Source organism: Betaproteobacteria bacterium (assembly GCA_016194905.1).
In the GTDB taxonomy this organism is placed as follows: Bacteria; Pseudomonadota; Gammaproteobacteria; order Burkholderiales; family JACQAP01; genus JACQAP01.
On the sequence record JACQAP010000016.1, the window covers coordinates 59,758 to 80,352 of the forward strand.

General features: G+C 59.8%; 21 protein-coding genes. 13 read left to right on the forward strand and 8 right to left on the reverse strand.

The genetic code is table 11. From position 1 onward, the window contains the following. Nucleotides 1–110: 110 nt before the first annotated feature. The 4 genes from HY067_10060 to HY067_10075 are packed head-to-tail and all read left to right on the forward strand — an operon-like array spanning nt 111 to nt 2,013. Nucleotides 111–467, forward strand: a complete 357-nt coding sequence (locus HY067_10060; GenBank protein MBI3528302.1) for a hypothetical protein — start codon at nt 111–113, stop codon at nt 465–467. A 2-nt stretch (nt 468–469) separates the two neighbouring features. Further along, nucleotides 470–799 carry a hypothetical protein gene (locus HY067_10065; protein MBI3528303.1) on the forward strand — a complete coding sequence of 110 codons (330 nt, stop codon included), beginning with the start codon at nt 470–472 and terminating at the stop codon, nt 797–799. Then, complete coding sequence (locus HY067_10070; GenBank protein MBI3528304.1) at nt 783–1,247, forward strand: hypothetical protein; 465 nt, start codon at nt 783–785, stop codon at nt 1,245–1,247. The genes HY067_10065 and HY067_10070 overlap by 17 nt, the downstream gene beginning before the upstream one ends. Beyond that, the gene (locus HY067_10075) at nt 1,234–2,013 is read left to right on the forward strand and encodes a hypothetical protein (protein MBI3528305.1); all 780 of its coding nucleotides are present in this window, start codon (nt 1,234–1,236) and stop codon (nt 2,011–2,013) included. The genes HY067_10070 and HY067_10075 overlap by 14 nt, the downstream gene beginning before the upstream one ends. A gap of 230 nt (nt 2,014–2,243) precedes the next feature. Here the strand turns inward: HY067_10075 and HY067_10080 are convergent, their stop codons facing one another. Both HY067_10080 and HY067_10085 read right to left on the reverse strand, forming a co-directional pair. Beyond that, nucleotides 2,244–2,714 (reverse strand): ORF6N domain-containing protein, encoded by a 471-nt coding sequence (locus tag HY067_10080; protein MBI3528306.1) that lies wholly within the window; start codon nt 2,712–2,714, stop codon nt 2,244–2,246. A 96-nt stretch (nt 2,715–2,810) separates the two neighbouring features. Then, entirely contained in the window at nt 2,811–3,386 is a 576-nt protein-coding gene (locus tag HY067_10085; protein MBI3528307.1) for a LexA family transcriptional regulator, read from the reverse strand. Nucleotides 3,387–3,505: 119 nt separating this feature from the next. On the opposite strand from HY067_10085, the gene HY067_10090 reads away from it, so the two are divergent. After that, nucleotides 3,506–4,240, forward strand: a complete 735-nt coding sequence (locus tag HY067_10090) for a hypothetical protein (protein MBI3528308.1) — start codon at nt 3,506–3,508, stop codon at nt 4,238–4,240. Next, nucleotides 4,237–5,100: a DUF3037 domain-containing protein gene (locus tag HY067_10095; GenBank protein ID MBI3528309.1), complete on the forward strand. Its 864-nt coding sequence runs from the start codon at nt 4,237–4,239 to the stop codon at nt 5,098–5,100. The genes HY067_10090 and HY067_10095 overlap by 4 nt, the downstream gene beginning before the upstream one ends. Before the next feature lie 176 nt (nt 5,101–5,276). On the opposite strand, the gene HY067_10100 is transcribed toward HY067_10095, so the two are convergent. Further along, complete coding sequence (locus HY067_10100; GenBank protein MBI3528310.1) at nt 5,277–6,077, reverse strand: xanthine dehydrogenase family protein subunit M; 801 nt, start codon at nt 6,075–6,077, stop codon at nt 5,277–5,279. 199 nt (nt 6,078–6,276) lie between these two features. Then, complete coding sequence (locus tag HY067_10105) at nt 6,277–6,741, reverse strand: (2Fe-2S)-binding protein (GenBank protein MBI3528311.1); 465 nt, start codon at nt 6,739–6,741, stop codon at nt 6,277–6,279. A 175-nt stretch (nt 6,742–6,916) separates the two neighbouring features. Between HY067_10105 and HY067_10110 the strand changes: the two genes are divergently transcribed. Next, nucleotides 6,917–9,220: a xanthine dehydrogenase family protein molybdopterin-binding subunit gene (locus HY067_10110; GenBank protein ID MBI3528312.1), complete on the forward strand. Its 2,304-nt coding sequence runs from the start codon at nt 6,917–6,919 to the stop codon at nt 9,218–9,220. A 546-nt stretch (nt 9,221–9,766) separates the two neighbouring features. On the opposite strand, the gene HY067_10115 is transcribed toward HY067_10110, so the two are convergent. The 3 genes from HY067_10115 to HY067_10125 are packed head-to-tail and all read right to left on the reverse strand — an operon-like array spanning nt 9,767 to nt 13,644. Next, entirely contained in the window at nt 9,767–11,182 is a 1,416-nt protein-coding gene (locus tag HY067_10115) for an enoyl-CoA hydratase/isomerase family protein (protein ID MBI3528313.1), read from the reverse strand. Nucleotides 11,183–11,194: 12 nt separating this feature from the next. Further along, the gene (gene paaF, locus HY067_10120) at nt 11,195–12,502 is read right to left on the reverse strand and encodes a phenylacetate--CoA ligase (GenBank protein ID MBI3528314.1); all 1,308 of its coding nucleotides are present in this window, start codon (nt 12,500–12,502) and stop codon (nt 11,195–11,197) included. Nucleotides 12,503–12,537: 35 nt separating this feature from the next. After that, nucleotides 12,538–13,644, reverse strand: a complete 1,107-nt coding sequence (locus HY067_10125) for an NAD(P)/FAD-dependent oxidoreductase (GenBank protein ID MBI3528315.1) — start codon at nt 13,642–13,644, stop codon at nt 12,538–12,540. Between the two features lie 66 nt (nt 13,645–13,710). Here HY067_10125 and HY067_10130 point away from each other — a divergent pair, with 66 nt between their 5' ends. Then, entirely contained in the window at nt 13,711–14,556 is an 846-nt protein-coding gene (locus tag HY067_10130; GenBank protein MBI3528316.1) for a DUF3025 domain-containing protein, read from the forward strand. Here HY067_10130 and HY067_10135 read toward each other — a convergent pair. Continuing rightward, nucleotides 14,532–15,599: a GGDEF domain-containing protein gene (locus HY067_10135; GenBank protein MBI3528317.1), complete on the reverse strand. Its 1,068-nt coding sequence runs from the start codon at nt 15,597–15,599 to the stop codon at nt 14,532–14,534. The genes HY067_10130 and HY067_10135 overlap by 25 nt on opposite strands. Before the next feature lie 562 nt (nt 15,600–16,161). Here HY067_10135 and HY067_10140 point away from each other — a divergent pair. The 5 genes from HY067_10140 (at nt 16,162) to HY067_10160 (ending at nt 20,539) form a co-directional block, all read left to right on the forward strand. Continuing rightward, complete coding sequence (locus tag HY067_10140) at nt 16,162–16,584, forward strand: rubrerythrin (GenBank protein MBI3528318.1); 423 nt, start codon at nt 16,162–16,164, stop codon at nt 16,582–16,584. Between the two features lie 108 nt (nt 16,585–16,692). Beyond that, nucleotides 16,693–18,036, forward strand: coding sequence for a Fe-S oxidoreductase (locus HY067_10145; GenBank protein MBI3528319.1), 1,344 nt, complete (start codon nt 16,693–16,695; stop codon nt 18,034–18,036). A gap of 38 nt (nt 18,037–18,074) precedes the next feature. Next, entirely contained in the window at nt 18,075–18,662 is a 588-nt protein-coding gene (locus tag HY067_10150; protein ID MBI3528320.1) for a DUF3501 family protein, read from the forward strand. 93 nt (nt 18,663–18,755) lie between these two features. Continuing rightward, entirely contained in the window at nt 18,756–19,961 is a 1,206-nt protein-coding gene (locus HY067_10155) for a class I SAM-dependent methyltransferase (protein MBI3528321.1), read from the forward strand. Further along, nucleotides 19,958–20,539, forward strand: coding sequence for a CNP1-like family protein (locus HY067_10160; protein ID MBI3528322.1), 582 nt, complete (start codon nt 19,958–19,960; stop codon nt 20,537–20,539). Before HY067_10155 ends, HY067_10160 begins: the two co-directional genes overlap by 4 nt. Nucleotides 20,540–20,595: the final 56 nt, after the last annotated feature.

Below are 20,595 nucleotides of genomic sequence, written 5' to 3' on the forward strand. Positions count from 1 at the left end.
CGGAACGTTGGGCGTCAGAATCCACCACCAAGACCCCCGCTCCCTTGACTTCCCAGGCTTAGTTCACTATTCTGAACGCTTGTCTAGGTGGAATAGTGGAATAGTGGAATATGGCAAAGGCACGCGTAACCACGAAAGGCGGGGCAACGATCACCGTTGAAGGGACACCGGACGAGGTGGCCACATTAGTTGCCCGGCTTGAGTCGGGATCTCAACCAGCCCGGAAGAGAGCAACTCCCTCAGGACGAAAGAGTAAGCTCAGAACTACCCCCACCGGCCTGATCGTGGATCTCATCGATGGAGGGTTCTTTAAAAAGCCGAAGGAACTGAGTGCCATAAGACTTGCCCTAGAGGAGCAAGGGCACTACTACCCGGTCACGACCCTGTCACCGATCCTGTTGCGCTTCATCAGGAAGCGTGAACTGCGACGGATCAAGGATCAGAAGCGCTGGTTGTACGTTAACTGACCATGCCGGCCGAAATCACTAAGACTCTGAAGGATCTCCAGTCGCGGGTGAAGAGGCTTGAGGATGCCGTCTTTCCCAAACGCCAGAAGACTGCGCGCAAGGGAGATAGTAGTGACTTCAAGGGCGCAACAGGAGGATTGCGGTTTCTGGTCAATAAGGGGTTCTTCGATCGCAAACGCACCTTTGGGGAAATCAATGAAGCGCTCGCGAGCCATGGCTACCACTACAGCAAACAGGCTGTACAGACTCCGCTCAATACTCTCTCGAAGGCTGGCTCACTGTTTGTGAGCTTCCGCGAAGGGGGACGAAAAGTCTATGCAAAGAGGAAATAGCAAAGCCAATCCAGCACTCGTAGCGCGGCTGGAGCGGATAAGAGACCTGCTTGAAGAAAGTATCAGCTTGGCACGAGCGGCAAAACCGCAAACGCTCACGTCGACAACGGGAGTTCGCCGTCCACGAACGACGTCCAGACAACGAAGCAACATCGATTTTTCCACGCCCATTCGCCCATTTGTCAAGAAGCATGCAGTGGGAATGAGTGGGCCGAAAAAATTCACTCTAGTTCTCGCGCACCTCGCAGGAGGGGACGTTGGCAAGAAAGTGTCCTTGGAGGAAGTCGAGAGGCAATGGAGCAGAATGACCGCGAAGGGACTCTTGGATATCAAATTCAATCGATTCTATTCGGCGAGTGCCAAAGATAATGACTGGGTGAATACGGAGAAGAGCGGTCTTTACCACCTAAGACCGTCTTGGCAAAGTATCTTCGATGAAAAACACTGACCAAGTTAGGGGCCTCCTAGCAAAGAAGTTCGATGCGCGACACATTGAGGCGTCGCTTAAGCACTTTTCTACTGCTGTGGAGAAATACGCCGTTCAAGATTGGGATGGCGTCGCTCTTAAAGCGGGTAAGTTTGTCGAGTCGATCACGAAAGCCTTGATCGTCCATTGCGGCAAGACAGTGAGCAACCCGAGGCAATTCAAGGCGGGTAATGAGCTTCGGCAGCTTGAGAGTATTAGTGCAAGTGCCTATTCCGACGTGGTCCGAATCGTGATTCCGAAGGCGTGCATTGTCGTTTATGAAGTTGTCAACAATCGAGGGGGTAGGCATGATGCGCACGACATCGATGCCAATGAAATGGACGCGAAGGTGGTCGTACCTATCATTTCGTGGGTACTCGCCGAATTGGTCCGTTTTTGCAGTACAACCGCAGATACGGTTGCGGCTGCTACCTTGATCGACGAACTTACAAACAAGACATATCCATACTTTGAGGAGATCGATGGCCGCCCCTATGTGAACGTTAAGGGCCTCAAGGCCGGAGAGATCGCCTTGCTGCTCCTCTACTCCTTGTATCCGAGACGAATTGGTCGCCAGGAGCTTGTAGGGCTCGTCGCAAGACACGGAATCTCCAAGAGTACTGCTCAGACCGCCGTGCATCGACTGAAGCATTTGGTAGACGACAATGACGGTGAGTGGAAGCTTCGAGGTATCGGCAGACAGGATGCAGATACACTTCTAAAGAACGTAATCCGGAGAGAACGATAGAACGAATCGTGATTTTCCCGCAGCGATGAGCGGAACGCCCAACTCTGCTTGTTGCTGACAGCCGTCTGCGCGCAATACGATCTCGCGCGTAACGGTTAGCCCGACGCCCTGATTGATGGAATCGCGTCCGAGGCCGACATCCCGGTTACGGCTGATCTTTGCCTGCAGCCGCCGGAGGTGGTCGCAATTTGCGACCACCTCGTCGCGCTCCAGACGTTTGTCGAAAGGTCTCAATCGGTCTGCACGAACCCGATGCGGCGCGTCTTCGCGGGCTCGGGCGGCGCCATGAGCTGGCGGATGGCCTCCAGGATGCCGGCGATGGCCTGGTCGTGCGTGGCGAGCTTGCGCTCCAGGCGCAATTCCAGTTCGTCGAGCCGCTTGGCGAGTTCTTTGTGAGTCCCGATCGCTTCGCGCAGTTCGACGAAGGCACGCACGATGAACACATTCATTTCCGTAGCTAGGGGAGAGTTGAGGATGGTGGCGGCCATGATGGCGCCGTGCTCGGTGAACACGTAGGGCAAGTAGCGTCGGCCGCCGCGTCCCCCGATTGAGGTCGCAATTTGCGACCTCAAAGCGGAATGCTCGGTGTCGCGCAACCGGAACATGAAATCCGCGGGAAAGCGTGCGAGATTGCGCTTCACCTGCTCGTTGAAGCGCTTCGTCGTCACCCCGTACAGAGCGGCGAGGTCAGCGTCGATCATAACCTTGTGGCCGCGGACGAGGAGAATTTGCCGGGCGATGCGCGCGGTGACGACGGGTGCGGCCGCTTCAAGTTTCTTCGCGATGACGCTTACCCGCTACCGGTACGTCCTGAATTGTCCGACCACCACTCCGAAAATCTCCAGCTCGCCCTTGGGCCGTATGACCGCATAGGCCTTGTTCTCGGGTCGAAGCACGACACGGCCTTTCTCGCGGCCGAACCGCTTCAACGTAAACTCGTTGTCGATGATCGCGATAACGATGTCGCCAACGTTCGCGGATGAACGCTTCTCAACGACGACTACATCGCCAGGATGAATGCCGGCATCGATCATCGAATCGCCTTTGACGGTGATCAGTATGGTCTTCGAGGGACGGGCGACGAGGTACTCGTCAATGGAAAGCCCTTCGGGACCTGAATCTGCAGCCGGGCTGGGCAGCCCGGCCCGCACACTTTCCGCTAACGGGCGCTCGAAGAACCGCTTCCCAGGTTTAAGGCGCCGATCCGGTGAACTCTCAAGGAATCCTTCCGCCTTGAACCGTAGGACCATCCCCGCTACCGAGGCCTTCGAGTTCAGCCCGACGAGGGTGCCGATTGCAGCGTAGGACGGCAGTACCCGATGCCGGGCGTAGTAGTCCTGCAGTCTCAAAAGGTATTGACCATCATTCGCCATCCGCCTAACATACCGAACGATCGTTCGGAGGTCAACGATATGAGAACCCCCAAGGTATCGTAGTGCTGGATCGGGTCACCGCGATCCGCTTTGACGGGCGTGTCCAAACCGGGCGGACCATGCCGTGCCGGCTCTCGTGTGAAACCGCCACTGGCGATGAGGTCGAAGTGGTGGCGAAACTCTCCGCGGGCTGCGAACGCCGGGTCGCCGCACTGGTGTCGGAAGCAATCGCCGCGATGCTTGCTGCGGATCTCGATCTTCCGGTACCGGAACCTTTTCTGGTCAGACTTGATCCGCAATTTGTTGCGACGATTCCAGATCAGACGGTGGCGGAGATCGCGCGCCGGAGCAATCCGGTCGCGTTCGGCTCGAAAAGTCTGCCGCCTGGATTCACAAGCTGGCCGGTCGGCAAGCCGGTCCCGAAAGACGCCCTCAATATCGCCGCCGAAGTGTTTGCGTTCGATGCGCTCATTGCCAACGCGGACCGTCGTCGGGAGAATCCGAACTGCCTCTTCAACGGGACGAATCACGCAATCTTCGATCACGAGCTGGCATTTGTTACCGAGGGCGTGATCGATTGGCGGCCGCCTTGGGAGGTCGGTGCACTCGAAGCCCTGCGCCGTTCCCCAGGCCACTTATTCTCCGAGCAGCTTCGGGGAAGGGCGCTCAATTTCGATCGATTGGCGGGTGCTTGGGCGGCCATCACGGACACGAGGCTCGCAGCTTATCGCGACGCGCTGCCGGGCGAGTGGCATGATGCGGGGGATACTGCCGATAAGGTGTTGAAGCATGTTGCAACGGTCAGGGATAATCTGGCAGCTGCGTTGCAGGAAATCGCGAGGGTACTCCAATGAAAAATCTCTACAGTTACACGTATTGCGTGCTGCGGTACGTTCACGACACCACGAGCGGTGAATTCGTGAACGTGGGTATCGTGCTTTACGCCCCAGAGGCACGCTATCTCAGTGCGCTTTGCCGCAACACCTACGGCCGGCTGAACAAAGTGTTCCCGGGGGTGAACTCCGAGCATTTCAAGTCGCTTATGCGCTACATCCAGGCACGGATCGAGGAACAGGGTGAGCGCGTCGCTGGCGAGCTTCCGTTGACCGATCCTTCTAACGTACTGGAGTTCGCACACGCGATCCTACCGCGCGACGATAGCTCGCTTCAGTGGTCGCCGGCTGGGAGTGGCCGAACCGACGATCCGTCCCGGACGCTGGAGCGGCTATTCGACCGGATGGTGTTGCGCTATGAGGAGCGGCAGGTGGCGGCCGTACGATCCGACGAGGACGTTTGGCGGAACTTCAAGCGCAACCTGGACGAGCGACGGCTGCTACAGTATTTCCAACCGAAGAAAATTGCCGTCCAAGACGACGAGATTGAATTTCAGTACGCGTGGAAGAACGGCGTCTGGAATTGCCTGGAGCCATTGTCGTTTGACCTCGCGGCAGCGGACAGCATTCGCGACAAGGCGCATCGCTGGCTTGGCCAGTTCGCTAGCCTTCAAGGCGCAACCGATCACTTCAAGGTCTACCTGCTCGTGGGCGCGCCGCAACAAGAAGGTCTGCAGTCCGCGTTCCTAAACGCAGTCAGCATCCTGAAAAAGATTCCGGCCGATAGGGAAATAGTGTTTGAGCAGGATGCCCCTGCTCTAGCGGCGCGTATTGCGAAGGAGGTTTCGCTTCACGATACGGCACACCCCGGCACAAACTAGCGTCGGGTCATACGGAGGGTTGACATTAGGGTGTGCCGTCCTTCGCGGTTCCTTCGTGTCTTTCGCGTGTCGCTCTTCAGTTTGCTCTTTCTCTGCGTCCTTTGCGCCCTAAAAGGGTACTCCGACGTGCTACGCACGTAGGGTATTCGCGAGGGTATCTGCGTTGGGTGTAATCCTTATGCTTTAAGAGCCTGGTCGACGGCGCGTTGGGCCATGATCGTGATCAGGTGCGAGCGGTACTCGGCGCTGGCATGGATATCAGTGTTCAGATTACCAGCGGATACTTTGATTCCCTTGACCGCATCGGGCGAGAAAGATTTCCCGAGGGCCTTTTCCATTTCGGGGATGCGAAATACGCACGGTCCGGCGCCGGTCGCGGCAACGCGCATGCCGCTGGCGCTTTCAGCCACGAATACACCCACCATCGCGTAACGCGAGGCCGGGTTCTTGAATTTCATGTAGGCGGCGCGCTTCGGTATCGGAAAGGAAATCGAGGTAATGATCTCGCCCGGCTCGAGCGCGGTTTCGAACATTCCCGTGAAAAACTGATCGGCCCCGATCTTGCGTTTGCTGGTGATGACGGTCGCGCCCAGTCCAACGAGCGCCGCGGGATAGTCCGCGGCCGGATCGTTGTTGGCGACCGAACCGCCCAGCGTGCCCATGTTGCGCACCATCGGGTCGCCGATGCTGCCGGCGAGCAACGCCAGCGCCGGAATGGCTTTGGCGACCTCCTTCGAAGCGGCGACCGCGGCGTGCGTCGTCATCGCGCCGATCATGACACTCCCGCCCTCGACCTTGATCCCGCGCAATTCCCCGATGCCGCCCAGGTCGATGACGTCTGACGGTGCGGACAACCGCATCTTCATGGCGGCGATCAACGTCTGTCCGCCTGCCAGCAGGCGGGCGTCTTCCGAAGCGGCCAGCTTCGCCGTAGCGTCCGCGACGCTCGAAGCCTTGTGATAATTAAATGCATGCATGTTTGGTTTTTCCTAAATTTACACCCAACGCAGAGGCGCAGAGGGCGCAAAGTTCGCAGAGAAAAGCAATCGAATTGGGATCGAACCGTTGCTCAATTGTATAGTTTGCCGTTTTCATATTCACATTTCAGAACTTTGCCCTTCTCAGCGCCCTCTGCGTTCTCTGCGCCTCTGCGTTGGGTTGAGATGACGTAGAGGTTTAGGCTTTAGAGGCGGCCTGGACGGCTTTGACGATGTTGTGATAGCCGGTACAGCGGCACAGGTTACCATCCAGTTCGGCGCGGATCAGTTCTTCGCTCGGATTCGGGTGGCGCTTGAGCAGATCGATCACGCTCATGACCATGCCCGGCGTGCAATAACCGCACTGCAGGCCATGATGGTCGCGGAACGCCGCCTGCATCGGATGCATGCTGCCGTCGGCCTTGGCAAGGCCCTCGATGGTCAGGATCGTGCTGCCCTGGGCCTGCACGGCCAGCATGTTGCAGCATTTGACCGCTGCGCCGTTCATATGGATCGTACAGGCGCCGCATTGCGCGGTATCGCAGCCGATGTGCGTCCCGGTGAGGCGCAGCGCATCGCGGATGAAGTCCACCAGCAGCGTGCGCGGTTCCACATCGGCGCTGATGGGTTTTCCGTTCACGGTCATGGAGAGCCGGACTGGCATGGGTTTCCCTTCTTGGCGGGTGAGAGCCGGCGTCACCGGCGAAAGTGCAATCCTAGACAACCGCAGCGGCCGGAGCAACCTGAACAGACCGGGGCATCCTGAACAGCCGATGCGATCGTGGCGTAGAATCCGGCGATATTTCTCTTTTGCAACATAACGGAACTGGGATAACAACATGGCAAAGTTCGGTATCGGTCAGGCGATGACCCGCAGGGAGGACCAGCGCCTTCTGTTCGGCACGGGCCAGTACGTCGATGACGTGGCGGTCGCAAACGAGGTCTTTGTCGCGTTCGTGCGTTCGCCGCACGCGCATGCTCGCATTGTCTCGATCGACGCCGGATCGGCGAAAACGATGCCCGGCGTGGTGGCCGTGTTGGCCGGCGCAGATCTCAGGGCGGACGGCATTGGCCCGCTCCCCGACGGCGAGGGACTGAAGCGTGCCGATGGCAAGCCGATGTGCGGCGCGCCGCACGATGCCCTCGTAATCGATACGGCGCGCTATGTCGGCGAACCGGTGGCTGCCGTGATCGCGAAAACCCGCATACAGGCGGAGGATGCCGCCGAGCAGGTGATGGTCGAATACGAAGACTTGCCCGCGGTCGTAACCATCGAAGCCGCCACCGCAAAAGGGGCGCCGCTGCTGTGGCCGGATGCGCCCGGCAACATCGCCGCGCAAATGGAATTCGGCAAGAAAGACCTGTGTGATGCCGCCTTTGCCAGGGCGAAGCACATTACCAAACTGTCGCTGACCAACCAGCGGCTGGTGCCGGTGAGCATGGAACCCCGCGGCAGCATCGCGGAATTCGACGCCGGCAGCGGCCGCGTCACCTTGCGTACCAGTTGCCAGAACCCGGCCGGCTTGCAGAAGACCCTGGCGGAATCCTGCCTGAAGGTGCCGATGCAGAGTGTGCGCGTCATCGTTGGCGATGTCGGCGGCGGTTTCGGCATGAAGACGCAGTTGTATGCCGAAGACGTGGTCTGCGCCTGGGCCGCACGCAAGCTGAAGCGCCCGGTGCACTGGCGCGCGAGCCGCAGCGAGGAGTTCCTGGCGGGCAATCATGGCCGCGACCAGGTCAACCACGCCGAGCTTGCCTTCGATGCCGATGGCAAGATTCTCGGCTTCCGCGTCAATATCATCGGCAACATCGGTGCGCACGCCAGCGGTCCGGGTGCCGTGATCGTCGTTGCCGTCGGTCCGAAGGTGATCACCGGCGTCTATCACGTGCCGGCGCTGCACCTGCGCGGCACCGCAGTGATGACCAACACCAACATGGTCGGCGCCTACCGCGGCGCCGGCCGGCCCGAAGCGATCTACCTGGTCGAACGCCTGATGGACCAGGCCGCGGCCGAGATGAAAATGGATCCGGCGGAATTGAGGCGGCGCAATTTCATCCAGCCCTCGCAAATGCCGTACAAGACGCCGATGGGCGAGAAGTTCGACAGCGGCAACTTTCCGCACATGCTCGATCGCATCCTGGAAAAGTCCGACTGGAAAGGCTACGCAGCGCGGCGCGACGAATCGCGCAAGCGCGGCAAGCTGCGCGGGCGCGCGCTGTCGACTTTCCTGGAGTGGACCGGCGTCGTGCACGAAGAGACCGTGAACCTGCATGTCGAAGCTGATGGCCGCGTGCTGGTTTATACGGCGATGCAGGCGATGGGACAGGGCATCGAGACCAGCTACGTTCAGATTCTTTCCGAAACGCTGGATATCGATCCGGACAAGATTGTCATCGTGCAGGGCGACAGCGACATCGCCCAGGGCATCGGCAGCATGGGCAGCCGTTCGCTCTACATCGGTGGCTCGGCGATGCTGACCGCGTCGAAACAGACCATCGAGAAGGGTCGCGAGCTCGCCGGCGACGCACTCGAGGCGGCCGGGCAGGACATCGAATACCGGGACGGCCGTTTCAAGGTGGCGGGAACCGACGTTGGGATCGGCCTATTCGAGTTGGCGGCGAAGCAGCCGGAGAAGCGCATCGCGATTACGACCTTGCAGAAGGTCGGCGGCCCGTCCTGGCCGAACAGTTGCCATGTCTGCGAAGTGGAGATCGATCCCGAAACCGGCGTCACGAAGATCGTGCGCTACACCACCATGGACGATGTGGGCCGCGTGATCAACCCGCTGATCGTTGCCGGCCAGGTGCACGGCGGCATAGCACAGGCGGTCGGTCAGGCGCTGCTGGAAAACACGCATTACGATCCCGAAAGCGGCCAGCTCGTCACCGGTTCGCTGCTGGATTACTGCCTGCCGCGCGCGGACGATCTGCCGAGCTTCAATACCTCTACCGACGAGACCACGCCGTGCAAGATCAATCCGCTTGGTGCAAAGGGCGTCGGCGAGCTCGGCACGGTAGGCGGGACGCCTACGGTCATGAATGCGGTCATCGATGCATTGCGCCCGCTCGGCGTCAAACAGATCGAGATGCCCGCGACGCCGGAAAAGGTCTGGCGGGCGATCAATCAGGCTAAGGCTGCTTAGGACCTACACCCAACGCAAAGACGCGGAGGACGCAGAGTTCGCGGAGAAAGCAAATAGGTTCGAAGTTAACCGCCGCTCTCAGCGAACATTGGCGAGCCCATATTCAGTCTTGTATTTCTCTGCGCCTCTGCGTTGGGTGGAAAAAGCTAGAGATTAAAAAAGCCCCGGAAATCCGGGGCTTTTTGTTTGGAGCGGCGGTCTGGGCTTACTTGCGTAGCTTGGGCCAGAGTTCCGCGTGGAGGGCTGCCTGTTCCTTGCCGAGTGACATCACCCAGTAGAGACATCCGATAATCACGGTGAGCGGGCCGAGGATCATAATCACGCTGGTCATGCTTTATTCTCCTGATTGGTGAGGGTAGTGGACGTCGAGATTTGTGTGCGGACTAAGCGGAGTTTGTGGCTCGGGCCCGAATAAGAATCGCGACGGCGCGGCATCATACCCGATCGGACCGTTAAGTGCTGTCTAGGGCAACACCCAACACAGAGGCACAGATACCCGACGTGCTACGCACGTCGGGTATCTGTGCCTCTGTGTTGGGTTGAGACTCAGATCTTGCGGCTCTTTGCGTTCCAGTGCCGCTCGAGGTTGGAAATCAGCGCAGGGCTGAAATGGCAGTAAGCCTGCTCCAGCGCGTACGTGGCGAAGTAGCGGCGAAACAGGTCCAACGGTTCTTGCGTCACACGGAACGCGCGCCGGTTCGAGGCGGCGCTGACGACGCCGGAACTGGTGAGATCGTCGACCACGCGCTCGATCGCGCCGTCCATCTCGGCCGGTTCGACGATCTCGTCGCAGATCAGACGCCCTTCCGGACTGTCGCAGTCCAGCCGGCGTTCATACATGATCGCCTGCCGCGCAATGCGCTCGCCGGTGAAGCGCGGCAGGCGCATGTTGGCCGCCCCGGGAATGATGCCCTCCTTGCGCGCAGGCAGGCTCAGAAAGGCGCCCCGCGCCGCCAGCACGTAATCCATCGTCAGCAGATACTGGCAGTGGCCGCCGATGGCGAACTGCTCGACCACGGCCACCCAGGGTTTCTCGATGGTTTGCCCGTTCACGTCATCCGGCGTCATGTCCTCGCGCGCCACGCCGCGAAAGAACTTGTTGACGATGCCGAGGTCGCGCTGCAGGTACCAGATGAACGGTATCTTGCCGTAATACAGGTGCGTGAGGTTGATGCCGCTGCCGAGCATGCGCCGGCCGTCGTATTTTCCGCCTTGCACGTAATCACCGCGCAGCACACCGATCTGGGTTTGCGGGTCGAGGATCGCAAGATCGACCGCAATTTCCGCTGCGTCGATGGTGGTGTCGTCTTCCGCGTTCAGGTGGCGCGGATTCTTCTGGATCACGTAGGAAGCGTGGCCCCTGCGGAATATTTCCGCAGTGCCAAGATCGAGATGGCCGGTTTTCTCGTATTCGGGAAGTTGCGCGACGGCTTCGGGGCGCGGCAGCAGCATGGCGTGGCAGAGATGCGTTCCCGATCGCACGTCGGCGAGCACACTCGAAATGAAAATCCCCTGATCGACTTCGTGACCTTCTTTGTCCCGCTGCATCAACGCCAGTTCGGCATCGACCTGCGCCTGCGTCGGAGTCAGGCCGGGTACCAGCACCGCGGCGTCATAGATGAGTTGTTCGACGCGCACGAACCGCGTCCGGTTGCGCGTCAAGCGGTCGTAGACCGCTCCCGCATGAGCCGCAAGAAAACGCGTACGCGCTTCGCGCGCGACGCGCTTGATCTGTTCCGCGGCGTCGGCTTGCTCCGCGTTGCGCGCCGGCCGTGCGGGAAGCCGCGCCAGCAGTGCGGCACTGGCCTCCCAAAACGGCGAGTAGCGCGCGCAGTCGCCGGTGAAATCACCGGTGTCGAGCGGGGCCGACGCGCGCCACGATTCGATCGCATCGTTGCCGATGCCGGCTCGTTGCAGGCTTTGTGCCTCCTGAACGAACGGTTTAGTTGCCGATGATGACACCCTGCTCTCCTCTCAATTCTTTGGCCGTTTGTCGATGACGCGCACCGCCTTGCCCTGCGAGCGTTGCAGGGTGCCCGGTTCGACTACGCGCACCTTTGTGCTGACCCCGATCAAGCCCTTGATCAGTCGTTCCACTTCCTGCTCGACGCCGCTGCGAGCGGTGGCCGACACCAGCCCGGGGATTTCCGGCCGGCGTTCGACCAGCACATCGAGTTCATCCAAATGGCTTTCGCGGCGTACTTCGAGAACGTAGTGAGGCGAGAGGCTAGTCTGCTGTACTACGATCTCCTCGATCTGCGACGGGAAGACATTGACGCCGCGGATGATCAGCATGTCGTCGCTGCGCCCGGTGACGCGATCCATGCGGCGCATGGTTCGCGCGGTCCCCGGCAGCAGCCGCGTGAGATCGCGTGTGCGATAACGAATGACCGGCATGCCCACCTTGGTGAGCGAGGTGATCACCAGCTCGCCTTTCTCACCGTCGGGCAGCACCGTTCCGGTTTGCGGATCGATGATCTCGGGAAAGAAATGGTCCTCCCAGAGGGTGAGGCCATCCCGGGTTTCGATGCATTCCGCCGCCACGCCGGGACCGATGACTTCGGACAATCCATACAGGTCCAGCGCGACGATGCCGAAGCGCCGCTCGAGCTCGGCCTGCATGCTTTCGGACCACGGCTCGGCGCCGAAGATACCCGCGCGCGGCGACGATTTAGCCGGGTCGAGTCCCTGGCGCACGAACTCGTCCGCAATTACCAGCAGATAGGACGGCGTGCACATGATGATGTCGGGCTTGAAATCGCAGATGAGCTTGACCTGCCGTTCGGTCATGCCGCCGCCCGAGGGAATCACGGTGGCGCCGAGTGCTTCGGCGCCGTAGTGCGCGCCGAGCCCGCCGGTGAACAGGCCATAACCGTAGGCGATATGCACGATGTCGCTGGATCGCACGCCGGCCGCACGCAGGGAGCGGGCCATGACCGACGCCCACATCTCGATGTCCTGCTTTGTGTAGCCGACGACTGTCGGCTTTCCGGTGGTACCGCTGGAAGCATGCACGCGCACGATCTCGTCCATCGGTGCCGCGAACATGCCGAAAGGATAGTTCTCACGCAACTCTGCCTTGGTGGTGAACGGAAATTTCGTCAGGTCGGAGAGACTTTTCAGGTCGCCGAGGTGAGCGCCGGCCGTATCGAAGGCTTTGCGGTAGTGCGGCACGTTTTCGTACGCATGCCGCAAGCTCCAGCGCAGCCGGTCGAACTGCAGCGCGCGCAGTTCGTCGATCCCCGCCTTCTCGATGGGCTCCAGCCGATCCATTGCTCCCATGCTTTCCCTCCTCCCGCGTCGGACTATTCGCCAGTCTAATCCTGCAGAAGTCCCCTAACGTGTGTGGCGATCGCCAGCGACGCGGTCAGTCCCGGCGATTCGATGCCGTACAGGTTGACCAATCCTGCAATACCGTGATCCTTCGGTCCGCGAATGAGGAAGTCGGCGGCGGCTTCATTCGGGCCGGAGACCTTGGGACGGATGCCGGTGTAGCCAGGCTGCAACTGGCCGTCCTTGAGACCCGGGTAATACTTGCGGATCGCTGCGTAGAACAGGGGTTCGCGTGAGTGATCGAAACTGTAATCCACCGAATCGACCCAGGATACGTCCGGACCGAAACGCACCTGGCCGGCAAGGTCCACGGTCACATGGACACCGAGGTGGGCATGGCTGGCTACCGGATAAACCAGGTGCCTGAACGGCGGCTTGCCCGACAAGGTGTAGTAGTGCGCCTTGGCGAAATATTGCGGGGGAATGCTCTGCGCCGGCACGCCTTCGATCGATCGCGCAATGTTCTGCGCGAACAGGCCGGCGGAATTGACGATGCTCCTGCAAACAATGGTCATGGGTTCATCGCCGCCGACGTTCAGCACGATGCCTTCGGAGACGACCTCTCCGGATTCGACCGGACTCTTGAACACGACGGTGGCACCGCTGTTCTCGGCATCTCCCTGGTAGGCGAGCATCAGCGCATGGCTATCGATGATGCCGGTGGAAGGCGAAAAAAAGCCGGCCACGCAGTCCAAGGCCGGCTCCAGTTCTCGCAGTTCTTCGCGCGACAGCCAGCGCAGATCCCTGATGCCATTGGCTTCGGCTTTTTCGACGTAACCCTTCAGTGTGGCGATTTCGTCCTCAGTCACGGCGACGACGATCTTGCCGCTGTTTCTGTGCGGTACGCCATGTTCGGCGCAGTAGTCGTAGAGCATCGACTTGCCGGACACGCACAACATGGCTTTCAGCGAACCTTTCGGGTAGTACAGGCCGGCGTGGATGACTTCCGAGTTGCGCGAGCTGGTGTGCGTGCCGATGGCGTCCGCTGCCTCCAGCACGATGACCTCGCGCCCGGCGATGGCGAGTTCGCGGGCGATGGCAAGTCCGACGATGCCGGCGCCGATGACGGCGCAATCCACTTGTTCGGTCACGGTGCTTTTTTCCAGATGGCTATACTGCGAGGAACGCATGTTACCCGAACGCACCCGCACGCTTGCATGGCCGACTACTGGAATACGGACTGGCTGAACCGCTCCGATATGTTTGCACCGCTGCGTGCCGTCGGCGCTCGTCTGCCGGGGATCGGCTGGCCGAATCCCGACCTGCTGACCGCGCTAGCCGACGATGCCGGCAGGGTGGTCAATGCGCAGGGTTTGCGCGTGCGTTTCGTCCCGCAGGCGCCGAAGTCGAAACACTTCCGGGACGGCTTCGAGCCGCGAGTTTTTTTAAAGGGCGAAGTGCAGATACGTCCGCTCGACTGGCATGACCTGTTCAACGCGCTGGTTTGGATGACCTTCCCGACGACCAAGGCGGTAATCAACGCCCGTCACTACGAGTTGTTGTCCGCCGGTGAATCCGGCAACCGGCCGGCGGTGTGCGACGCGCTTACGCTATTCGACGAAGATGGCCTGGTCGTTCTTTGCAGCGACTCTGGACTGCTGGATCTGGTGCGTGAATTCCGCTGGAAAGAGTTGTTCTGGAACCGACGCGAGCAGGTCAGGAAGCGGATGCGATTTTTACTGTTCGGCCATGCGCTTTACCACAAGGCGCTGAATCCCTTCGTCGGCATGACCGGCAAGGGGGTGCTGTTTGAAGTGCCGGATGCGTTTGCGGAACTGCCCCTGAACTCGCAAATCGCCGAAGCCGATCGCCTGCTTGCGGCGCACGTATGGGACCGGAAACGCATGAGCCACGGTCGCGAGTTCTCGCCGTTACCGGTTTTGGGTGTGGCGGGATGGTGGGGTGGGAACGAAGAGGAAAGCTTCTACGAAAACACGGAATATTTCAGGCCGGGCCGCGGCAGTCCTGGCGAGCGAGATCAGGCTGCTACGTCTTCAGTGTAAGCGATGACCCGGTTGCGGCCACGTTGCTTGGCGCGATACATCGCCTTGTCCGCCTTGTCGAGAATCACGTCGAGATTGCCGCCCTCATCGGGATAGCTGGCGACGCCAAGGCTTACGGTGATGTTGGTGTCTCCGGTACGTACGTCGAAGCGGGATATTTCCACCGCCTTGCGTATGCGTTCGGCCATTTCCATGGCGCCCTTGCTATTGGTTTCCGGCAGCAGCACGATGAACTCGTCGCCGCCGAAGCGCGCCATGACGTCGGAGCCGCGCAGTTGCTCGCGTATGCAGCGCACCAGGTGCTGGAGCAATCTGTTGCCGGACTCATGCCCATGCGTGTCGTTTATCTGCTTCAGGTTGTCGGAGTCGATCATTACCACGGACAGCGTGTGGCCGTAGCGCACCGCCTGCCTGAAGGCCCGCTGCAGCATCGACGAAAACGCGCGCATGTTGTATGCGCCGGTGAGTTCGTCGGTATCGGACACCTGCTTGATCTTGTCCACCGCAAAGCGAATGTCGGCCGAGAGCATCGTGGTGATATACGCCACCAGAATCATCGGCGCGGAAATTGCCAAAAGCTCGCCCCAAAACGGCAGTGTGAGGAGCGTCTTCGATTTCGGGTCGTAAGCGAAGTACATGAAGCAGGCGATGATCGCGCCCACCTTGGTGGCGGTCGCCAGCCTGCCAAAGATCAGGGCGCTGGCAATGACCGGCAAAAGATAGAGGTTGAGCAGCGGGCTGTGAATCTGTCCCGTGAACCAGACTACCCAGGTGATGAACACGATCATCACCCAGTTTTCGAACATCAGCTTGGGGCGCTTCTCCTGCTTGTAGAAATTTACATAGTGCAGACCGAGGATGAACGCCGTGAAAAAGAACAGTGCGGTGTGAATGGCGATCCTGCCGTCCTCGGGCGGTGCGTCGGCGAGCAGGTAAACAAGGACGAGGCCGAGCAGCAGCCACTCGATTTCGGCAATGGTTCTGGAGAAACCTTTCAGTTCGTCTTGTTCTATGGTCAGGCCGATGTTGGTTCTTGTCAGCATGGAGTGGTCATACGCAGATCTTTTGGTCACAGGCGGCTTATCGTTGTTTTACCGTCGAAATTGCGGTAAGACTAAACGGTTTCCGCGGCCAGTACCAGAGCCGGAACGCGTTCGAATATCAAGGGAAGGAAAGGAGGAAACGATGGTCGCCAAGTCGTCGCGATCCCGTGCCCCTTCGATTGCCTGTTCCTCCGGCACGCAGTGAGGGAAGGCTACGCATCGTGTCCGCGCGCTGGATCGAGATTGGCGGCCACGCCTTCCGGGGTCGCGCCCTATGACCGCTGTCTGTGGTGCCGGGTGCGCGATCGAAGCGGTGCTTTTCGGCGGCGCGCCTGGATCCGGCGCAAGCAGGATCCGGGTCGATCCCGGGTGTGACACGGCGATCGCCACATGCTGATTTGGCGCGGGGCAGTTGCGGAATACAGGCCATTGTTGACTTGGCCCGCACCCATGTCTACACTTGGTTTACAGATTAGATTTAGTCTAATTCAGGGGGGGGTGGCGGAACGGTTCGATGCCGCCGTCCGATTTGACACAACTCGTAAAGATAACAGGAGTCATTATGAAAGCACTCAAAGGTTCGAAGACCGAACAAAGCCTGAAGGATGCATTCGCAGGCGAGTCCCAGGCCAACCGTCGCTACCTCTATTTCGCGGCGAAGGCCGACGTGGAAGGTCAGAACGACGTGGCATCGGTTTTCCGTTCGACCGCGGAAGGTGAAACCGGCCATGCGCATGGCCACCTCGAATATCTGGAATCCGTCGGCGATCCGGCGACCGGCCTGCCGATCGGCCGTTCCCGTGACAATCTGAAGGCGGCGATTGCCGGCGAAACTCACGAGTACACCGATATGTATCCCGGCATGGCCAAGGGCGCCCGCGACGAAGGTTTCGATGAAATTGCGGATTGGTTCGAGACGCTGGCCAAAGCCGAGCGTTCCCACGCCAACCGCTTCCAGAAGGCCCTCGACGCCCTGGCAGACTGAAGGCGTCCAAGTAAAGGGAGGCAGAGTGAAGGGGGAAGGGTCGAAAGCCTTCCCCGGTCGTCCCTTTGTTCCCTTCACGCATTCACTCGTCACCCATTGACTTTTCAAATGACCGTCCGCGAAGGTTCGCTCGAAGCGCCGACAAGACATCCGATCGATTGGCAGTCCGCCGACTTCTATGACGAGGACAAGGTGCACGCCGAGATGCATCGCGTCTTCGACATCTGTCACGGTTGCCGCCGCTGCGTCAATCTTTGCACCGCGTTCCCGACGTTGTTCGATCTGATCGATGACGGCAAGACCGGCGAACTGGATGGCGTCGACAGGCAAGACTTCGGAAAAGTCGTCGACAAATGCTATCTGTGCGACATGTGCTTCATGTCCAAGTGTCCGTACGTGCCGCCGCATCCCTGGAACATCGACTTCCCGCACCTCATGCTGCGGGCCAAGGCGGCCAAGTTCAAAAGTGGCGGGACGACGTTTCGCGACAAGCTGCTGACCAGCACCGATGCCGTCGGCAAGCTGGCTTCGATCCCGGTGGTGGTGCAGATGGTCAACGCGGTCAACAAGGCGCCGGTCGCGCGCAAGGTGATGGATTCCATGCTCGGCGTGCACAAGGACCGGGTGTTGCCGGAATACACCAGTGCACGGTTCCGCGGAACCGCGCGGCCGGATTCGTCGTTTCCGGTGAAGGACGGCAAGAACGCACCCGGCAAGGTGGCAATCTTCTCCACCTGTTACGTGAATTACAACGAGCCCGGTATCGGGCACGATCTGCTGAAGATCCTGAAGCACAACGAAATCCCGGCCATCCTCGTCGAGAAAGAGGCCTGTTGCGGCATGCCCAAACTCGAACTGGGCGACCTCGAAACGGTTGCGAAGCTCAAGCACGCCAACATTCCGGTGCTCGCGAAGCTGGCCAAGGCAGGTTACGCCATCCTTACGGCGGTGCCGTCCTGTACGTTGATGTTCAAGCAGGAACTGCCGCTGATGTTTCCGGACGATCCCGACGTCAAGGCGGTACGGGAAGCAATGTTCGACCCATTCGAGTATCTGATCATGCGCAACAGGGACGGGCTGCTGAACAAGGATTTCAAGACGCCGCTGGGCAAGGTTTCGTATCACATCCCCTGTCATCTGCGCGTGCAGAACATGGGGCAGAAGACGCGCGAGATGTTCGAACTCGTGCCGCAGACCGAGGTCAACACAGTGGAGCGCTGTGCGGGCCACGACGGCACCTGGGGCGTAAAAAGCGAATTTTTCGCGGACTCGATGAAAATCGGCCGGCCGGTATTCCGCCAGATGGCGTCCACCGCACCCGACTACGTGAGTTCGGATTGCGCGATCGCCGGCCGCCACATACGGCAGGGTATCGAAGAGGGTGATCCTGGTGAGGGCAGGGCGGAGAAGCAGCATCCGCTGACGCTCATCCGCATTGCCTACGGCCTTTGACCTTGCACGCAGCCGAATACGATCGCAAGAGGACGCAAATGGTCGCGATTACCGCAGCGAGCCTGATGTCTCTCGAACAATACGCCAAGGCGCGCAAGGGATTCCGCGAACGGGTTCTGGCCCACAAGAAGAACCGTACCGTGCAGCTTGGCGAACACGTCACCCTGGTGTTCGAGGACGAACTGACCATGCGTTACCAGATCCAGGAGATGTTGCGCGTGGAGCGCATCTTCGAGGAGGAGGGCATACGCGACGAACTGGATGCCTACAACCCGCTGGTGCCGGACGGCAGCAACTGGAAGGCGACAATGTTGATCGAGTATCCGTACATCGAAGAGCGCCGCATGGCGCTGGCAAAACTGATTGGCGTCGAAGACCGCGTCTGGGTCAAAGTCGCCGGGCAGCCGCGCATCTATGCGATCGCCGACGAAGACCTCGACCGGGAAAATGAAGACAAGACCTCGGCGGTCCACTTCCTGCGCTTCGAACTGTCCGGACCGATGAAGCAGGCGCTAAAGGACGGAGCCGCGTTGTCGGTGGGCGTGGACCACCCGAACTATTCAGCGACGATAGACAAGGCATTGGCCGGAACGGCGGACTCCCTGCTGAAAGACCTGGTGTTCTAGAATCGGTTTTCTGATTCGTCGGTCTAACCAGTACAATAACGGCGACCTTCGGGTCGCCGTTGGTTTTTCGGAAACCGAACTACGAGGAGCACGATGCTGGAATCCCGCATGATCGGCATGCTTGAGGACCGCCTGAAGCGTGTACGCCTCCCCATCAGCATGACCCTCTGGAACGGCAGCACCATCCGATCCGGTCCGGACGCGCATTTGCGCTTGACGGTGAAATCCCCGAAGGCGCTGATGTCGCTCGCCAATCCCAGCCTGGGCGGGATCGCCAGGGCATACGTCGAAGGCCAGCTTGACCTGGACGGTGACATTCGCGAGACCATCCGGCTTGGCGAAGGACTGGTCTCCGGAGATTCGACCCCTTACAGCAATCGTTCGAACATTTGGAAGTGGTGGCGGCATACCCGGCCGGCCGATCGCAAGAACATCCAGCACCACTATGACGTCGGCAATGATTTCTATGGTTTGTGGCTCGATAGGAACCGCGTCTACTCGTGCGCCTATTTCAAGAAGTCCGGTGATACGCTCGACGTCGCCCAGGAGCAGAAGCTCGATCTCATCTGCCGTAAGCTCGATCTCAAGCCCGGCGAGCGATTCCTCGATGTTGGCTGCGGCTGGGGCGGTTTGATCCTGTGGGCGACCCGGCAATACAACGTCAAGGCGCTCGGCATCACGTTGTCGGACGAACAGCACGCCTATGCGACCGAGCGCATCAGGGAGTTGGGTTTGGAAGGCCGCTGCGAAGTGCGGCTGATGGACTATCGGGATGTGGGTGAGGGTCAGCCCTTCGACAAAATCGCCAGCGTCGGCATGTTCGAGCACGTGGGAAAGCGCAATCTCAAGGCGTATTTCGGGAAAATCTTCCGGCTGCTCAAACCCGGCGGGATGGTTATGAACCACGGCATCACAACCAATTCATTGGAAGATGCCGAGCTCGGCAGCGGTATCGGGGATTTTGTGGAGGAGTACGTATTTCCCGGGGGTGAGCTGGTGCACGTCTCACGCGTTCTGTCGGAAATGTCGGAACAGGGGTTGGAACCCTGGGACGCTGAATGCCTCAGGCCGCACTACGCAAAGACCCTGTGGGAATGGGTCGGCAGGCTGGAGGCGAAACAGGAAGAAGCGCGCCGCATCGTCGGCGAGAAGATGTACCGCATCTGGCGCATCTACATGGCCGGTTCGGCGCACGCCTTCGATCGCGGCTGGATCTCCATATTCCAGATACTCGGAACGAAGTCTTTGCCGGATGGTTCGGTGCCCCATCCGCTGACGCGGGATCACGTTTACCGATGAGGGTGCGCCACACCGCGCGCGCGCGCTGGCTGGTCATCGCTTTCCTCTCGTTCGTCATTGCGGGGTGCGGGAGCAGCACGCCACCGAACGTGAAATCGTCTCAGCGCGGCATGCCGAAGAACGTCGGCGGCGTGATCGAAGAAAAGGATTTCAGGGAGGCTGATGTCGAGTTGCCGCCATACCCCGGCGAGTCCGATCTCACCGAGTTCCGGTTGCGGCGTAATTCGAATAATCGCTATTACGTAGATATCAAGTCGATAGCGATCGGTCCGGACCGGGTCGTGCGCTACAGCGCAGTGATCAAATCACCATCCGGCGCACTCAATACGAGCTATGAAGGCCTGCGCTGCAAGACCTCGGAGTTCAAGGTCTATGCTTACGGCATCAGGAGCGGCGAATGGACAAAGGCGCGCGATTCGCAATGGCGCCGGATAGAAAGATCGAGCGCGGATTTTCGCTTTACCTTGTACAAGGATTACTTCTGTGACATCGAGGCGATTGCCGGGCGAAACGAGAAAGACCTGATTGCCAATCTGAAGGGCAATCCGCTCAACAACATTACCGACAAGAATCGGTGAGCCGTCCGTCCTGCGGACTGGACTTGCTGAAGCAAGTTAGCCTGCGCCGCAATCTG

Bases quoted from the DNA above. Each gene is read 5' to 3' on its own strand.
- HY067_10155 (MBI3528321.1), top strand. From the start codon at position 18,756: ATGCTGGAATCCCGCATGATCGGCATGCTTGAGGACCGCCTGAAGCGT.
- HY067_10110 (MBI3528312.1), top strand. From the start codon at position 6,917: ATGGCAAAGTTCGGTATCGGTCAGGCGATGACCCGCAGGGAGGACCAG.
- HY067_10080 (MBI3528306.1), bottom strand. From the start codon at position 2,714: ATGATCGACGCTGACCTCGCCGCTCTGTACGGGGTGACGACGAAGCGC.
- HY067_10160 (MBI3528322.1), top strand. From the start codon at position 19,958: ATGAGGGTGCGCCACACCGCGCGCGCGCGCTGGCTGGTCATCGCTTTC.
- HY067_10100 (MBI3528310.1), bottom strand. From the start codon at position 6,077: ATGCATGCATTTAATTATCACAAGGCTTCGAGCGTCGCGGACGCTACG.
- paaF (MBI3528314.1), bottom strand. From the start codon at position 12,502: ATGGGAGCAATGGATCGGCTGGAGCCCATCGAGAAGGCGGGGATCGAC.
- HY067_10060 (MBI3528302.1), top strand. From the start codon at position 111: ATGGCAAAGGCACGCGTAACCACGAAAGGCGGGGCAACGATCACCGTT.
- HY067_10140 (MBI3528318.1), top strand. From the start codon at position 16,162: ATGAAAGCACTCAAAGGTTCGAAGACCGAACAAAGCCTGAAGGATGCA.
- HY067_10065 (MBI3528303.1), top strand. From the start codon at position 470: ATGCCGGCCGAAATCACTAAGACTCTGAAGGATCTCCAGTCGCGGGTG.
- HY067_10095 (MBI3528309.1), top strand. From the start codon at position 4,237: ATGAAAAATCTCTACAGTTACACGTATTGCGTGCTGCGGTACGTTCAC.
- HY067_10105 (MBI3528311.1), bottom strand. From the start codon at position 6,741: ATGCCAGTCCGGCTCTCCATGACCGTGAACGGAAAACCCATCAGCGCC.
- HY067_10090 (MBI3528308.1), top strand. From the start codon at position 3,506: ATGCCGTGCCGGCTCTCGTGTGAAACCGCCACTGGCGATGAGGTCGAA.
- HY067_10075 (MBI3528305.1), top strand. From the start codon at position 1,234: ATGAAAAACACTGACCAAGTTAGGGGCCTCCTAGCAAAGAAGTTCGAT.
- HY067_10145 (MBI3528319.1), top strand. From the start codon at position 16,693: ATGACCGTCCGCGAAGGTTCGCTCGAAGCGCCGACAAGACATCCGATC.
- HY067_10085 (MBI3528307.1), bottom strand. From the start codon at position 3,386: ATGGCGAATGATGGTCAATACCTTTTGAGACTGCAGGACTACTACGCC.
- HY067_10070 (MBI3528304.1), top strand. From the start codon at position 783: ATGCAAAGAGGAAATAGCAAAGCCAATCCAGCACTCGTAGCGCGGCTG.
- HY067_10130 (MBI3528316.1), top strand. From the start codon at position 13,711: ATGGCCGACTACTGGAATACGGACTGGCTGAACCGCTCCGATATGTTT.
- HY067_10150 (MBI3528320.1), top strand. From the start codon at position 18,075: ATGGTCGCGATTACCGCAGCGAGCCTGATGTCTCTCGAACAATACGCC.
- HY067_10135 (MBI3528317.1), bottom strand. From the start codon at position 15,599: ATGCTGACAAGAACCAACATCGGCCTGACCATAGAACAAGACGAACTG.